Raw genomic sequence first — 15402 nt, forward strand, 5'->3', positions numbered from 1 at the left:
CCCTCAGAACCGGATGAAATGCTCGCGGTAGTGCTGCAACTCGGCAATGGAATCACGAATATCGTCCATAGCCAGATGACTGCTCTGCTTCTTGAAGCCGTTCTTTACCTCTGGAGCCCAGCGCGCCGCCAACTCCTTAAGGGTTGAGACATCCAGATTGCGGTAATGAAAGAACTTTTCCAGCGCCGGCATGCCGCGATAAAGGAAGCGGCGGTCCTGGCAGATACTGTTGCCGCACATCGGTGATTTACCCGCGGGCACCCAGCTGGACAGAAACTCAATGGTCTGCTGCTCAGCATCAGCCAGGCTGATCTTGCTGTCCCGCACCCGCTGGGTCAGGCCAGACTGCCCATGCTGACGGGTATTCCACTCGTCCATGCCATCAAGCAAAGCGTCCGGCTGCTTGATGGCCAACGAGGGGCCCTCGGCCAGTACATTGAGCTCGGCGTCGGTCACAATCGTGGCAATTTCGATGATCACGTCGTTATCAGGATCCAGGCCAGTCATTTCCAGGTCGATCCAGATCAGGTTGTCGGGGTGTTGCATGGGAGCTCCTGCATGGGTGTGGGACGCGCGAAACGCGCAATGTCTGCAGTATAACTGCTAAACTGCCGCCGATTATTCAGACTCCGAGTCCATGGCCAAACGAAACCTTAGTCGCCGCCAAAACTGGCGCATCCAGAAGATCCAGGACGAGCGCGCCGCGCGCGCCGACCGCCGCGCCGAACGAGCAGAGGAAAGCCTGGTCGGTGGCGACCTTGGCAGCGAGCAGCCGGGTCTGGTGATTGCACACTTTGGCGTACAGGTTGACGTCGAGGCCACCAGCGGCGAGCTGGCAGGCCAGATTCGCCGTTGCTATCGCCGCGCCAATCTACCCACACTGGTTACTGGCGACCGAGTCGTCTGGCGCCCAGACAACCAGCAAGGCGGTGTCATTGTCGCCCAGCAGGAGCGCCAGACCGAGCTTTGCCGCCCGGACCAGCGCGGCCAGTTGAAGCCGGTTGCCGCCAATGTTGACCGACTGATCATCGTCTTTGCGCCACTGCCCACGCCGTACACCAACCTGATTGACCGCTATCTGGTCGCAGCCGAGCAGGCTGACATTGAACCACTGCTGGTAATGAACAAATCGGACCTGCTGAAAACCAGCCCCAACCCGGAACTGCTGCAATGGCTGGATGACTACAGCCGACTGGGGTACCGCACGCTGCTACTGTCGGCGGGCGAAGGGGACGGTCTGGACAACCTGCGAGCAGAACTGAAGGACCATACCAGCGTGTTCGTTGGCCAGTCCGGGGTTGGCAAGTCGTCATTAATCAACGCGCTACTACCCGGTCAGGACCTGCGCGTCGGCGCTCTGTCGGAAAGTACTGGCAAGGGCACCCACACCACCACCACCGCGAAGCTGTTTCATTTCCCGGCGGGCGGCGACCTGATCGACTCGCCCGGCATCCGTGAATTCGGCCTGACACACATCTCACACGATGAACTGCTCGAAGGCTTTATCGAATTTCGGCCATTCCTGGGCCATTGCCGCTTCCGCGACTGCCAGCACCTGCACGAACCGGGTTGCGCGTTGCTTCAAGCGGTTGAAGCAGGTGAGATCTCAGCGATCCGCATGAGCAGCTATCGCCACATCCTCTCAACCCTTGCCAACTGAGACATCCTTACTGCTGCAGGCGTCTGATCGGTTCGGCACTATCAAACAGATTAAGGCGTCGTTCGTTTGCCGGCTCTGCTGCTGCAGGCTCTGCGACAGGCGCACTCTCCTCCGGCGCGACGGGTTCCGCTGACGGTTCAACCGGCTGGGGCGGCGACTCAGGCTCCAGCGGGGCAGACGCAGTCGGGGCTGACGCCGGCGCCTCAGCCGCATCGGTGCCATCCAGCAGTTGCTCTTCCGCATGTTTATTCAGCACGACGATATCGATGCGCCGATTGGTCGGGCTCATCGGATTTTCGCGATCGAACAACGCCGAATCGGCATAACCGACCACCCGCGCCACCTGCTGCTCGGGGTAGCCCGCCGCCAGCAGAGTACGGCGCGCGGCATTGGCCCGATCGCTCGACAGCTCCCAGTTGCCATAGCCACTGCGCCCGACATAGGGCTGGGCATCAGTGTGCCCACTGATACTGATTTTCTTGTTGACCTTGGCAATGGTGTCGCTCAGCGACAGCAGGATATCTTCGAAGTAAGGCTGCAGCTGGGCGCTACCGCTGGCGAACATCGGCCGATTCTCCGCATCGACGATCTGGATACGCAAGCCGTCCTGGGTAATCTCGACCAGAATCTGATCCTTGAACCGCTGCAGTACCGGCTCACTGTCGATCTGATTCTGCAGCTCCTGCAGCAACTGCTCCATGTCCCGGCGCTCAACCTGATCCGCAAGCTGCCTGGCAGAGTCCTCATCGATCATTTGCTGATCCTCGGGATCTTCAGTCTTGTTCAGCGTGCGCTCCGGAGCAACCTCTGGCGATCCGCCAAGATCAATGGCAAATGGGCTCCCCCCTTCACTGAAGCCCACCGGGTCATTGAAGTAGCCGGACACACTGCGCAACTGCTCCGGTGTCGCAACTGTCAGCAACCACATCACCAGGAAGAACGCCATCATCGCCACTGCGAAGTCGGCAAAGGCAATCTTCCAAGAGCCACCGTGATGGCCGGCCTCCTTGCGGGTCACACGCTTAACGATAATCGGCTGATTGTTGTCCACCGCTTAGCGTCCCTTAACCGAATCTTCCAGCTCGGTGAAGCTGGGACGGTGCTCGGGCAACAGCGACTTGCGACCAAACTCCACCGCCAACGCTGGCGGCAGCCCCTGCGCACTGGCAACGAGCGTCATCTTGATCGCTTCATAGGTATTGGCCTCCTCGTGCGCGGTGTGTCCCATCGCACTGGAAAACGGACCAACAAAACCGTAGGCGGCGAGAATACCCAGGAACGTACCCACCAGCGCCGTGGCTACCTTCTCACCAATTTCCGACTGCTCAGCATCACCGAGGATCCCCATGGTTATCACGATCCCCAGAACGGCAGCGACGATACCGAAGCCGGGCAACGCGTCCGCGACGCGGGTGACCGCGTGCGAGGGCTCCAGCAGCTCCTCGGTCAGCGCGGAAATCTCGACATCAAACAGCGCTTCCAGCTCATGCGGGGCCATGTTGCCGGTCGACATGATGCGCAGATAGTCACAGATGAACTCCGTCATCATCTTATCGTTGAGGATTGCGGGATATTTACTGAAGATCGGGCTTTCGCTCGGCTCCTCGATATCCTGCTCGATGGCCATCATCCCCTCGCGCCGGCTTTTGTTGAGCACCTCGTAGAGCAAACCCAGTACATCCAGGTAGAACGGTTTGGAAAAGCGATGACCAAAAATGATGGCTGGCCCGGCACGCAGGCACTTTTTTACTATGGCGCTGCTGTTGGCCACCAAAAAGGCGCCAAAGGCAGCACCGCCAATGATCAGGATCTCGAAAGGATGCCAGAGCGCTGCGATGTGGCCACCCGACAACAGGAAGCCTCCCAACACACTGCCGATAACAACAACAAAACCACCAATTTTCAACATAGATTCGAGGTATCCAGAACGAGCCGGCGCGCGTCGCCGCGCAGGGCAGCAAAGTACTGCCTTTCAGGTTATAGTCGTGCAGAAGACTAGTATAAAGCTGTGAGGCGCATGAGCACACACCCCAACAACGGTAACAGAGAGGTTATCGGCGAATTGCGGCAGAAGCTGAGCGACTGCGTGCTGCCTATCAGCCCCGCCGACCAACAGTCTCTGGTCGAGCATCTGGAGAGTGATCTGCTCAGCATCACTGAGCTGACCCAGGAGATCATGCGCTCGCCGGTCGCCGCGCTCCACATCTGTCGTGCCGCCGGCGCAGCGGCGCGCAAACGTGATGTTGATGTGCTGACACTGGAGCAGGCCTGCTCGCTGCTCGGCACTCAACGCATTGCACAACTGCTGAAGGACCTTCCGGTAGTCGACCCGCAACAATTGCCCTGGGCCTACCGCCAGTTGCTGAGTATCAGTGAACACGCGGTCAGTCAGGCGCAAGGGCTATTCGCCCACCGCATCGCCAGACTCTGGCACGAGATGTCACTAGCGACCCTGCTGTTTCTCTCTCCTTTATGGACTCTTGCCTACCTCAAGCCGCACTTGTTCCAGCACTGGGAAGGCCTGAACAACGGCGTTCTGCCTGACGGCGTCACCCGTCGCCAGGTTGCCGAAACCACCGCAAGCGGCTTCAAGCTCGTCCAGTTGGTGGCTCAAGACTGGTGGCTACCGCCATGGATACTGCAGGGCTACCGGTCACTGAACGATAATCGGCGAACGATGGTCAAGGCACTGCACGTTGCACGCGACAGCGCACATCCGCAGGACCAGCAGGCCCAGCTGGACAGTGACCGCGAACTGTATCGCTGGCTGACCCAGCCCGCCAACAGCGCGCTGATCTCCAACGGCATCGCATTGAGCAGCCACGACAGCTGGTACAAACGACACACCCTGCGCTGGCAGAAGCTGACCGCCCTTTACCTGAACTGCGACGTCGCTGACGCCCAGCGGTTGACTCATGAGAATGCCGTCAACAGTGCCCACGAGCAGTTCGCACGCAACGGCAGTGACCTCTTGCTCCCAGCCACTCGCCTGCTGCACCCGGTGACGCTCACCGGCGCGACCAACAAGGTGCCAGAACCGGTCAGCGCAACAGCCACCAACTCCAGTGGTGCCAGCAACAACCGCTCCGCCGCCAACCCGGAATTGTGGCGATCGCTATGTTTAAAACTGAGCAAGCAACCGGAATCGTTCAACAACCTGACGCAGCTATTGGAGTGCGCTCAAAATGCCCTGATTAACGGGCTCGGCTTGCCTGCCAGCTGGATCGCACTGTCCAGCGCCCGCACCCACCAGTTGGTGATCGCGGTTGCAAGTGGCTTCAACAACGAGCAGCCGGTCGCCGGCGCCGCCATCGGCAGCAGCCGCGAAGGCAGCTGGCCAACGTGGCTGCTCAGCGCCAACAGCCATGATATTGACCAACGGCAACGCGCAACACACGCCGCCACACTGCCCGACAAGGTGTTACAGCTAAGCGCAGGAAACGCATTTCACCTGACACCACTGGTGCACAACCAGCAACTGATCGGTCTGGTCTTCGTCAGCACCGGCAACGACCAATTGCTCGCCCCCAAACACCTGCAGGCAGTAGTAAAGACCACTCAATGCCTGCACAAGGCGCTGCTGCACTTCAAGCAACGCCACCAGTAACCGGGGACCGATATGAGGTCGCTGCCAAAGGCAGCCGGTACCAGAAAGAGCACAGTGTCACGCGCCACAGGCCAGCAACAACCAAACCTCGTGACTCGCGCCCTGCCCTACGCCAAAATAGGGCTGGCGCAGTCAAGATGAGCGTCAACAGTCCCAAGCATTCACCTTTTCGACGGATCGCCTGAGCGTTCCAACCCGGGAGACCTTGCCCATGGCGCCCTCCACGTTACCACTACTCATTGAGCCGGCCGACCTGTCGCTGCCGCTGGACGCCGAGCATATTCGCCTCGTCGACCTCAGTAGCACAGAGCAATATCAAACCGGGCACATCCCGGGGGCAGTGCACCTGGCTACGGCACGCACAGCTTCGTCAGCCCCCCGCCCAGGGCCACTGCCGGGCCTGCCCGAATTGCAGGCTATTTTCGCCGAACTGGGCCACCGGGACGATCTCCACTACGTTGTGTATGACGATGAAGGGGGTGGCTGGGCCGGACGCTTCATCTGGATGCTCGACTGCATCGGCCATACGCACTACAGCTACCTCAATGGCGGCCTTAAAGCATGGATTGCAGACGGGTTGCCGCTAGAGAGTGCGCCGCAGCAAGCCACGCCTACGACACCGACGATCACACCAAATGACCATCACACTGTCACTCTGGCAGCGCTGATGGCAGACCTGCATAACCCCGATCGCGTTATCTGGGATGCACGCTCGCCACAGGAATACCGCGGCGAGAAAGTCGTTGCCAGCAAGGGCGGACATATACCCGGCGCGGTCAACTTTGAATGGACAGCCGGGATGGACCCAGAGCGTGGCCTGCGCATACGTGCAGACATGGCCGAGCAGCTGCAACAACGGGGCATCACCCCGGACAAGGAAGTTGTCACCCACTGCCAGACGCACCACCGCTCCGGCTTTACCTATCTGGCAGCCAAGCTGCTGGGCTACCCTCGCGTCAAGGCCTATGCTGGCTCATGGTCCGAGTGGGGCAACCACCCTGACACCGAAGTAGAACTCTAAGGAAGTCCCATGCCTGATCGCCTTTTCATCCTGTTTCAGTACCTTCTGCCGCACCACCTGCTGTCACGCCTGGCTGGCTGCCTGGCCAATTGCACCTGGAGCTGGGTCAAGAACCCCTTCATTACCTGGTTCGTCAAGCGCTATCAGGTTGATATGAGCCAGGCGCTGGAAGAGAACCCAACGGCTTACAGCAGCTTCAACGACTTTTTTACCCGCGCCCTTAAACCCGATGCGCGCCCACTGGACCAGACCTCAGGCAGCATCCTCTGCCCCGCCGATGGCGCCATCAGCCAGCTCGGCAAGATTGAACACGGCCGTATATTCCAGGCCAAGGGACACAGCTTCAGCGTACAGGAACTGCTCGGCGGCAACGCCGAACTAGCAGCCCCCTTCCAGGGCGGCGAGTTCGCGACTGTTTACCTGTCGCCTCGGGACTACCACCGCGTACACATGCCATTGGGCGGTACCCTGAAGGAAATGATCTACGTTCCGGGCAAACTTTTCTCGGTCAACCAGACCACCGCTGAGAACGTACCAGAGCTGTTCGCCCGGAATGAACGGGTGGTGTGCCTGTTCGATACCGAAGCCGGTCCAATGGCCGTCGTTCTGGTCGGCGCGATGATCGTTGCGTCGGTTGAAACCGTATGGGCCGGCCTGGTTGCCCCGCCCAGCCGCGAGCTGCGCAGCACCGCCTACGGCCAGGCTGCACCGAGCCTGGAAAAAGGTGACGAGATGGGCCGCTTCAAACTGGGCTCAACCGCTATCGTCCTGTTTGGCCCTGATGCAATGCGCTGGAGTGAATCACTCAAGGCCGGCGACAGCGTCCAGATGGGGCAACTCATGGGCAGCGTCGCCTGATTTTCAGGCACGCTGCGTATCGAACGCAATAACCTCGGCGATCGTGCTGGCGCCCAGCGCCAGCATCACCAACCGGTCAACCCCCAGTGCCACGCCAGCACATGACGGCATACCCGCCTCCAGCGCATCAACCAAAGGCATGTCGATCGGCAAGACTGACAGCCCCAACGCCTCCCGCTGCTGCTGATCCACCTGAAAACGCCGCAACTGCTCATTGGCATCGGTCAGCTCAAAGTAACCGTTGGCCAGCTCCATCCCCTGCACGAACATCTCGAAGCGCGCGGCGCTGGGCACCACATCATCGCCCTCAACAACTTGCGCCAGCGCCGCCTGCGACGCCGGAAACGCATAAACCATGGTCGGCGCCTGCAACTGTGGCTCGACGCAATCGGAAAACAGCAGATTCAGATAACCATCGCGCGACAGCTCACCCTGAAAGCCGCATCGGGCGGCGGCCAGCTGTTGCAGGTCGGCATCACCGCACCGGTGAATATCCAGGCCGGTATGCTCGGCAAACACGGCAGCGTAACTGACCCGCCGCGCCGGCTCACATACAAGCACCTCGCGAACCAGCGCATCCACCTCATCCATTAACTGGTGGTGATCGAACCCGGGGCGATACCACTCCAGCATGCTGAACTCCGGATTATGCCGACGCCCCATCTCGCCGTTGCGATAGACCTTGCACAACTGCCAGATCGGCCCGCTGCCGGCCGCGAGCAAGCGCTTCATCGGATATTCAGGTGACGTATGCAGGTACAGTGTCGCCGGCTGACCGCCGCCCTCCGGGATGTAATCGGCGGAAAAGGGGTGCAGAAACGGATCACTAACCGCAGCATGCGACAGGCTGGGGGTATCCACCTCCAGCACCTGCCGCTCGGCAAAGAAGCGACGAATGCGATTGATGATATCCGCGCGTTGACGCAACGCCTCAATAGACGCACTGGGCCGCCACTCTCTAGTCATGCTGGACACCTCGAATTACAGACACAAAAAACCGGGGCTTAGCCCCGGTTTCGTCAACTGCCGACGCTATCAGGCGCGACCAACATACTCGCTGGAACGGGTATCGACCTTCAGCACGTCGCCGGTGTTGATGAACAGCGGCACCTTGACCACAGCGCCGGTTACCAGCTTGGCCGGCTTGTTGCCACCACCGGAGGTATCACCACGCACGCCCGGGTCGGTTTCAACGACTTCCAGTTCGACAAAGTTCGGCGGAGTCACCGCAATCGGCGCACCATTGAACAGGGTCACGGTGTAAACCACCTGCTCTTTCATCCAGTTAATACAGTCACCAACGGCTTTCTCGTCAGCGCCGTACTGCTCGAAGGAGCCGTCGGTCGCCATGAAGTGCCAGAATTCGCCGTCGGCGTACAGATATTCCATTTCGCGATCCATCACGTCAGCGCCTTCCAGGCTGTCGCCCGACTTGAAGGTACGCTCGTTGACGCGGCCGGTTTTCAGGTTACGGACCTTGACGCGGTTAAACGCCTGGCCTTTGCCCGGCTTGACGTATTCGTTCTCGAGGATCGAGCACGGATCACCGTCCAGCATCACCTTAAGACCCGGTTTGAATTCGTTGGTAGAATAGTTGGCCATACAAGTTCCCACTTTCAATTGAATGGATGATCCGACTCGCGCCACACCATCAGTGTGCGAGGCAGTCAGTCGGACACCCTGACACCCATGCGCGGAAAAACGCCAATGATACATGGTTCTGCAGTTCGTGTTGAGTCTGCCAACTGGCAAAACATCCTCGCCAACAGCGTCACCAGCCCGGCCGAACTGCTCCATCGCCTGCAACTGGAAAGTTCACTGCTGCCCGCAGCCTTGGCGGCGGCCGGCAGCTTCCCGCTGCGAGTACCTGAGCCTTACCTCAACCGCATGCGCCCGGGCGATATCCATGATCCGTTGCTGCGCCAGGTCCTGCCCATTGGCGAAGAGCTGACAGAACAGCCAGGGTATGTACTGGATCCACTGGGTGAACAGCATACCAACGCACGGCCCGGGATCATTCACAAGTACCATGGTCGCCTGCTGCTGGTCGTCAGCAGTGGCTGCGCCGTCAACTGCCGCTACTGCTTTCGCCGTCATTTCCCTTACGACGACAACAATCTCAGCACCAGCGAGTGGGATGACGCCCTCGACTATATTCGCAGCGACACCAGCATCAGCGAGGTCATCTACAGTGGTGGCGATCCGCTCGCGGCCAATGACCGTCGCCTGGCGTGGCTGACCCGCGCCATTGCGGCAATCCCCCATGTCCGGCGACTGCGTGTGCATACCCGGCTCCCCATCGTCATCCCGCAGCGCATCACACCCGAGCTGATTGATGCCCTGTGCGGCACACGCCTGCCGGTCACCATGGTCTGGCACTGCAACCATGCCGCCGAACTGGATACCCTGACCGGGGACGCCGCCGCCCGACTGCGCCAGGCAGGGGTCATACTGCTCAACCAGGCGGTCCTGTTGCGCGGCGTCAATGACAGTGTGGAGGCACAGCAGGCGCTCGGAGAGGCACTAGGCGATGCAGGCATATTGCCCTATTATCTCCACTTGCTTGACCGCGTACGTGGTGCCAGCCACTTTATGGTTCCGGACGACGAAGCACGGGAACTTGTCGGTGCGCTGCTGACTTGCATGCCGGGCTATCTGGTACCCAGACTGGTGCGAGAAGTTGCCGGCGAGCCCGGAAAAGTACCCGTCAGTGTTGAGCTGATGCACGACGCATCCTCAAAACCGAATCAGGCGTGATCCCAAGGCCATATCACGCACGGAACAGCATGCTTAGCCAGTTGATGTCTAAGCTGCTAGAGTGTCTTCTCAGAAGGCAGTTTCCCCCACTGAGCCACGGACGAGCGGCACGAGATGCAAGCCGAAATCAGGCCGTAGACGTTTGTACTGGATACAACAGTTATGGATAGCACAACGCAGAAAATGCATTTGCGGATACCTCAGCAGACCCTCAGCAACCTGAGCTTCGCCGAGGGGTCCGAGAAAGGCATAGCCCAGTGGCTGGCTAATCTGCCAAAAGCCAACATTGGCGAGACCGCGCGACAGCTGTATCAAGGATTGATAGAGCTCAACCAGTACAACGTACCTGCCGACAAGCGCCTGGCGATGCTGGAACGCATCCGACCGGAAGTGCACTACGTCTGCACAGCGCTGTCACGCTACTACCTTGGCCAGTCAATCGTGCTTGAAGACAAGCCACGCAAGGTTGCCAACCTGTCGCAGTCACTGCAAAACCACCTCGCCAACGGCTACAAGATAATCGTTGCCCAGGAACGCAGCATCAAGTCACGTGACCACGCCAACCTGATGACGCTGGCCCTCCAACGCTCAATCCGCGGGCTTTGCGGGCCGTTGTTACGCGCCTTTCAACTCTACTGCCCGGTTGCCGATGGCGTCTGGCTGGAGCTACACCAGCTTTATCAACTGGCACGCAAACGCGGCTTTCACCAGACACCTGTCCCCGACAGCGAAAGCGCTGACCGCCAGCCCCTTAGCATTGAACAATGCTATCTGGTTGCCCTGCTGATGGGTGCAAGCCGTCCGAACCAAATGCGCCAGAGCGCAATGGGCCGCCTGTTTGCCACCCTAGAAGACTGGAGCCGACACGCTCGCCTGGTATCCCCGGAAGACAGCAAGGCACTGTTCATCATCAACCCTGATATGGACTGCCCGCCGCGCTACAAGTCCCTGATTCGTGGTGAAAGCCTCGACAACAGCCTAGGACTGGATACCCGCAGGCTGGTCAATGGCATCAAAGAATTCATGACCGCTGGCAGTGAATATCACGGTGACCTGCACATCCCCAATGCGCTGGGCATTGAGCTGTTGCAGCATGTCAGCCAGTCCTGGGGCGACTTGGCAGAGCGTACCTTCAACCGAATTCCGAGCCAGGGTCATCTGCGCGTCAGCATCGGCATGAGCGCGACTCACTACCGGATTTCCGGCAAAAGCTTTGCGCGTATGATCGACGCCAGTGAAGCCGAACTGAACCCCTTCTCGGACGCAGCCCAACGCGCCCGCGAGGGTGGCTGGAGCAACGCCTTCGACGGTGGCAGTGGCGGTGCTGGCAGCGGTGGCTCAGTCGAGTGGCACTCGGCTGGCGTGGAGCTGATTGATTATGGCAACAGCCTGGGAGACCAGGACGAAGGCGATGAACAATATCCGATCCACACCCTGCCCATCGTCAACCACAGCCCGGGCGGCTTCTGCCTGACCTGGCCGAAGGAAGTTCCAAAGCAGTTGCAGGCTGGCGAACTGCTCGGCATTCAGGAAGCCAACGAACAGGACTGGAGTCTGGCGGTCGTGCGCTGGATTCGTCAGGTTCGCGGCGGTGGCACCCAGATGGGTATTGAGCTGATTGCGCCACACTGTACCCCCTGCGCGGCCAAGCTGATCCGCAAGACCGGCGAGCCGAGCCAGTATCTGCGCGCCCTGCTGCTCCCCGCGGTGACCGCTATCGACCGCCCGCCAACCATTATTACCCCGCGCCTGCCGTTCCAGGTTCACAGCAAAATCAACATCCTGCACAGCGGCAAGACCGAAAAGGCCAACCTTAGCGGCAGGGTGACAGCGACCGGAAGCTTCAGCCAGTTCGAATACCATCTGATTGATCAGACAGTGGCAGAGAGCAGCCAATCTGAGACAAGCAGCGCATCTTTGGTCACTGGCCCAGAAGATGACTTTGACTCACTCTGGAAGTCTCTGTAGATTCAAGCTTCCTGATTTGCAAGGGGCTGGCGAGTCCAGCCCGACATCCCCCGGAAGACCATGGCCAACGAAAAACAAGCCATCAAGCTGCTGATTCTCGACGACTCTCAGAATAACGCAGAGCGTCTGGTCAGCCTGCTTCGTAATGCAGGCCATGCCACTCGCGCCCATCGTGTCACCTCGATTGAAGACTTGCAGGAATGCCTGCAACAAACCTGGGACATCTGTCTCGCGCAAGCCGAGACAAGCTATCTGAGTGCCGACGACGCCATCACTCTGATCAAGCGGCAGGCCCGCGACATTCCGTTCATTCTGCTCAAACCAGAAGTGGACCTGGACATGCGTGTCGACGCCTTGCGTGCCGGCATGGCCGACGCCCTGCCACAAGATGCCGACGTCCTGATGACCCTGGTGGTAGACCGCGAGCTGGCAAACCTCGAAGCACGCCGTCAGCGCCGCATCATCGAACAGACCCTGCGAGAAGCCGAAAAACGCTGCCAGCTGCTGCTAGATAGCTCCGTGGACGCGATCGCCTACGTACTCGACGGAATGCACATCTACACCAACCGCGCCTATGGCGAGATGTTTGGCTACGATGATCCGGATGACCTCGCCGCAGAGCCGATGGTCGGCCTGATTGATGCGGAAGATCAGGGGCGGTTCAAAGACTTCCTGCGCAACTACAGCAGTCCGGCCGGTCAGAACGAAATGCGCTGCAAGGCCTTGGACAGCAGTGGTAAACGCTTCCCTATTGTGCTGAGCTTTTCGCCGGCGAGTTACGACGGCGAACCCTGCACCCAGGTTGTTATCCGCGCCGAAACAGCGAGCAGCGAGTTCGAAGAAAAGCTCAAGGTCATGGCCAGCCGCGATCTGGTTACCGGCATGTTCAATCGAGCGTACTTTCAGGAGCAGCTGGAAACCGTTCGTGACCAGGCTGTGCGCCAGGGCCAACCAAGCACGCTGGTCTACCTCAGCATCGACGGTTTCAGCAGCTTGCAAGCCGACATCGGCATCGGCGCGGCTGACCTGTTGCTGACCGACCTAGCGCAAATGCTGCGTGGACACTTTAGCGAAGACACCCTCATGGCACGCTTCGCCGACGATGCCTGCAGCATCCTGATCGAAGGTCAGGAGCCTGCCACCGCTACCGAGCAACTGGAGGCCCTGCGCGCCAAGATTGAAGCGCACCTGTTCGAAACCAACGGCCGCACCGTGCGCATTACGGTCAGCATGGGCGTAGCCTCGATCAGCGAAACCGAAGCTGACCCGGTCGAAGCCATAGACCGGGCCCACCGCCTTGCCGATCAACTGAGCAACAACGGTGGTAATGGCATCAAGGTATTCAACCCGCTGGAAGAGCTGGCACTGCAAGCCAACCGCGGCAACCTGATCGCACTGATCCAGCACACGCTGGAAACCAACGGCTTCCGCCTGTTGTTCCAGCCTATCATCAGCTTGCGTGGTGACGAGGCAGAGAATTACGAGACCTTCCTCCGCTTGCTGAACCATGAGGGCGAGGAAGTGCCAGCCGCAGACTTTTTGCCGGCGGCGCAGGAAGCTAGCCTGGCCTTGGAGATTGATCGCTGGGTGATCACTCAGGCCGTCAAGCTACTGAGCAATCACCGCGGTCGCGGCGCAGACACCCATCTGCTGCTCAACCTGAGCGCGGCGAGCCTGCAGGAAGCAGACATGGTCGAATGGATTGCCGCCAAACTGAAAGAGGCCAGGCTGCCGGCTGACGCCATCATCTTCCAGTTCCACGACGCGGATGTGAACACCTACCTCAAGCAGGCCAAGATGCACACCGAGGCCCTGCACCAAATGCACTGCAAGGTCTCAATCAGCCACTTTGGCGGTGCGCTGAACCCCTACGCTGCGCTCAAACATGTGCACGCCGACTACATCAAGATAGACGGCTCATTCACCCGCGACCTGTCTGACGAGAAAGCGGTAGCAACCCTGAAGGAAATCATCAGTTCGCTGCACAGCCAGGGCAAGCTCACCATTGTGCCGTACGTTGATAGCGCGGCCATGATGCCAACACTTTGGCAGGCTGGCGCCAACTACATTCAGGGCCACTACCTGCAGGCACCCAGCGACAGCATGAACTACGATTTCTCAGCCGACTGACAGCGTGTGGGCGTTGCAGCGCATGCAACGCCCACAGTGCACTACATACCTTCCCGATCGCGAAATCCCAGCAGATACAAAATGCCGTCCAGCCCCAGTGTTGAAATAGCCTGTTTGGCAGACTGTTTGACCAGCGGCTTCGCCCGAAAGGCTACACCGAGCCCCGCGATAGAGAGCATTGGCAGGTCATTTGCACCATCGCCGACGGCGATGGTCTGCTCCAGACTGATCCCTTCCTGGCTAGCCAGTTGACGCAGCAGCTCAGCCTTGCGCTGACCATCAACAATCGGCTCCAGCACCTCCCCAGTCACCAAACCATCTTCGACCGGAAGTGAGTTGGCATACACATAGTCAATGCCCAGGCGCTGCTGCAGGCGTTCGGCAAAGTAGGTAAAACCGCCAGAGAGAATCGCGGTCTTGTAGCCCAGTCGGCGCAATTGCGCGATCAGCGTCTCTGCCCCTTCCGTCAACCGCAGCGACTCAGCGATGCTGTCCAGAGTCGACACCGGCAACCCCTTGAGCAACGCCATCCGCTCACGGAAGCTGGCGCGAAAATCCAGCTCGCCCCGCATTGCCCGTTCGGTGATTTCCGCCACCGCATCACCAACACCGGCGGCCTTGGCCAACTCGTCGATAACCTCGGCGTCAATCAGCGTCGAGTCCATATCGAATACAACCAGGCGACGGTTACGGCGGAAGATACTGTCCTGCTGGAAAGCAATGTCGACGCTCAACTCCTGAGCAATAGCCAGAAATTCCGCGCGCAGAGCGGCCGGATCTTCCGGCTCACCGCGTACGGAGAATTCGATGCAACCCTTGCCCTGATCCTCCGGCAACCCCTCAGGAATCCGCCCCGACAGACGATCAATATGATCAATATTAAGACCGTAACGCGCGGTAATCTCACTGACCCGGGCGATGTGCTCGGCAGTCACCCGGCGGGCGAGCAAGGTTACGATATGGCGCGGCTTGCCCTGCCCTGTGACCCAGCGACTGTACTCGTCCGCACTGACAGGCGTGAAGCGCACCTGCTGGTCCAACTCATAGCCCCGGAACAGAACTTCCTTGAGCACATCGGAGCTACCCTGATCAGCCGGCATTTCGACCAGAATACCGAAGGACAGCGTGTCATGAATGACCGCCTGACCAATATCGAGAATATTGACCCGCGCCCTGGCGAGCAGCCCGGTGATAGCCGCAGTAAGACCCGGGCGATCAGGACCGGTGATGTTGATCAGAACGATTTCCTTCAAGACGCTCGCTCCCAGTTAAAAGTGAGGAACCTATTCTACCTGCATTTGCCCAACGCCTCACATATCAGCCTTTTGCCGCATTTGGGGAATAGCTATACTCGCCACATTGCTATTCCCCGATTCCCCCGAGATTCAAACCTCCGCAACC

Annotated in this window: 13 protein-coding genes; 7 read left to right on the forward strand and 6 right to left on the reverse strand. The window is 59.5% G+C overall.

The genetic code is table 11. From position 1 onward, the window contains the following. Positions 1–3: 3 nt before the first annotated feature. Positions 4–546, reverse strand: coding sequence for an oligoribonuclease (gene orn / locus ACKPCU_RS16645; protein ID WP_104737304.1), 543 nt, complete (start codon positions 544–546; stop codon positions 4–6). A gap of 91 nt (positions 547–637) precedes the next feature. Here orn and rsgA point away from each other — a divergent pair, with 91 nt between their 5' ends. Further along, positions 638–1660, forward strand: a complete 1023-nt coding sequence (gene rsgA, locus ACKPCU_RS16650; protein WP_321348422.1) for a small ribosomal subunit biogenesis GTPase RsgA — start codon at positions 638–640, stop codon at positions 1658–1660. A gap of 7 nt (positions 1661–1667) precedes the next feature. On the opposite strand, the gene motB is transcribed toward rsgA, so the two are convergent. Together motB and motA are read right to left on the reverse strand one after the other, a co-directional pair. Beyond that, entirely contained in the window at positions 1668–2711 is a 1044-nt protein-coding gene (gene motB, locus ACKPCU_RS16655; protein ID WP_321348424.1) for a flagellar motor protein MotB, read from the reverse strand. Positions 2712–2714: 3 nt separating this feature from the next. Further along, entirely contained in the window at positions 2715–3569 is an 855-nt protein-coding gene (gene motA / locus ACKPCU_RS16660; protein ID WP_104737307.1) for a flagellar motor stator protein MotA, read from the reverse strand. 108 nt (positions 3570–3677) lie between these two features. Between motA and ACKPCU_RS16665 the strand changes: the two genes are divergently transcribed. The 3 genes from ACKPCU_RS16665 (at position 3678) to asd (ending at position 7146) form a co-directional block, all read left to right on the forward strand. Then, a complete protein-coding gene (locus ACKPCU_RS16665) occupies positions 3678–5267 on the forward strand; it encodes a hypothetical protein (protein ID WP_321348426.1) in 1590 nt (529 codons plus the stop codon). 211 nt (positions 5268–5478) lie between these two features. Beyond that, positions 5479–6288, forward strand: coding sequence for a rhodanese-like domain-containing protein (locus ACKPCU_RS16670; protein ID WP_321348428.1), 810 nt, complete (start codon positions 5479–5481; stop codon positions 6286–6288). Between the two features lie 9 nt (positions 6289–6297). After that, positions 6298–7146, forward strand: a complete 849-nt coding sequence (asd, locus tag ACKPCU_RS16675; RefSeq protein ID WP_321348430.1) for an archaetidylserine decarboxylase — start codon at positions 6298–6300, stop codon at positions 7144–7146. A gap of 3 nt (positions 7147–7149) precedes the next feature. Here asd and epmA read toward each other — a convergent pair whose 3' ends face one another. Both epmA and efp read right to left on the reverse strand, forming a co-directional pair. After that, a complete protein-coding gene (gene epmA, locus ACKPCU_RS16680) occupies positions 7150–8112 on the reverse strand; it encodes an elongation factor P--(R)-beta-lysine ligase (protein ID WP_321348433.1) in 963 nt (320 codons plus the stop codon). A gap of 69 nt (positions 8113–8181) precedes the next feature. Then, positions 8182–8748 carry an elongation factor P gene (efp, locus tag ACKPCU_RS16685; protein ID WP_321348434.1) on the reverse strand — a complete coding sequence of 189 codons (567 nt, stop codon included), beginning with the start codon at positions 8746–8748 and terminating at the stop codon, positions 8182–8184. A gap of 105 nt (positions 8749–8853) precedes the next feature. Here efp and epmB point away from each other — a divergent pair, with 105 nt between their 5' ends. The 3 genes from epmB (at position 8854) to ACKPCU_RS16700 (ending at position 14001) form a co-directional block, all read left to right on the forward strand. Beyond that, a complete protein-coding gene (gene epmB / locus ACKPCU_RS16690) occupies positions 8854–9903 on the forward strand; it encodes an EF-P beta-lysylation protein EpmB (RefSeq protein WP_321348436.1) in 1050 nt (349 codons plus the stop codon). A gap of 162 nt (positions 9904–10065) precedes the next feature. Further along, complete coding sequence (locus tag ACKPCU_RS16695) at positions 10066–11871, forward strand: molecular chaperone (RefSeq protein WP_321348438.1); 1806 nt, start codon at positions 10066–10068, stop codon at positions 11869–11871. A gap of 60 nt (positions 11872–11931) precedes the next feature. Continuing rightward, positions 11932–14001 (forward strand): EAL domain-containing protein, encoded by a 2070-nt coding sequence (locus ACKPCU_RS16700; protein ID WP_321348439.1) that lies wholly within the window; start codon positions 11932–11934, stop codon positions 13999–14001. Between the two features lie 41 nt (positions 14002–14042). Here the strand turns inward: ACKPCU_RS16700 and serB are convergent, their stop codons facing one another. After that, the gene (gene serB / locus ACKPCU_RS16705; protein ID WP_104737315.1) at positions 14043–15254 is read right to left on the reverse strand and encodes a phosphoserine phosphatase SerB; all 1212 of its coding nucleotides are present in this window, start codon (positions 15252–15254) and stop codon (positions 14043–14045) included. Positions 15255–15402: the final 148 nt, after the last annotated feature.

It is taken from the genome of Halopseudomonas oceani (assembly GCF_963677335.1).
Classification (GTDB): Bacteria; Pseudomonadota; Gammaproteobacteria; order Pseudomonadales; family Pseudomonadaceae; genus Halopseudomonas; species Halopseudomonas oceani.

Coding starts and splice junctions, on each gene's coding strand:
- orn (WP_104737304.1), bottom strand. CDS start 546: ATGCAACACCCCGACAACCTGATCTGGATCGACCTGGAAATGACTGGC.
- rsgA (WP_321348422.1), top strand. CDS start 638: ATGGCCAAACGAAACCTTAGTCGCCGCCAAAACTGGCGCATCCAGAAG.
- motA (WP_104737307.1), bottom strand. CDS start 3,569: ATGTTGAAAATTGGTGGTTTTGTTGTTGTTATCGGCAGTGTGTTGGGA.
- ACKPCU_RS16665 (WP_321348426.1), top strand. CDS start 3,678: ATGAGCACACACCCCAACAACGGTAACAGAGAGGTTATCGGCGAATTG.
- ACKPCU_RS16670 (WP_321348428.1), top strand. CDS start 5,479: ATGGCGCCCTCCACGTTACCACTACTCATTGAGCCGGCCGACCTGTCG.
- asd (WP_321348430.1), top strand. CDS start 6,298: ATGCCTGATCGCCTTTTCATCCTGTTTCAGTACCTTCTGCCGCACCAC.
- epmA (WP_321348433.1), bottom strand. CDS start 8,112: ATGACTAGAGAGTGGCGGCCCAGTGCGTCTATTGAGGCGTTGCGTCAA.
- efp (WP_321348434.1), bottom strand. CDS start 8,748: ATGGCCAACTATTCTACCAACGAATTCAAACCGGGTCTTAAGGTGATG.
- epmB (WP_321348436.1), top strand. CDS start 8,854: ATGATACATGGTTCTGCAGTTCGTGTTGAGTCTGCCAACTGGCAAAAC.
- ACKPCU_RS16695 (WP_321348438.1), top strand. CDS start 10,066: ATGGATAGCACAACGCAGAAAATGCATTTGCGGATACCTCAGCAGACC.
- ACKPCU_RS16700 (WP_321348439.1), top strand. CDS start 11,932: ATGGCCAACGAAAAACAAGCCATCAAGCTGCTGATTCTCGACGACTCT.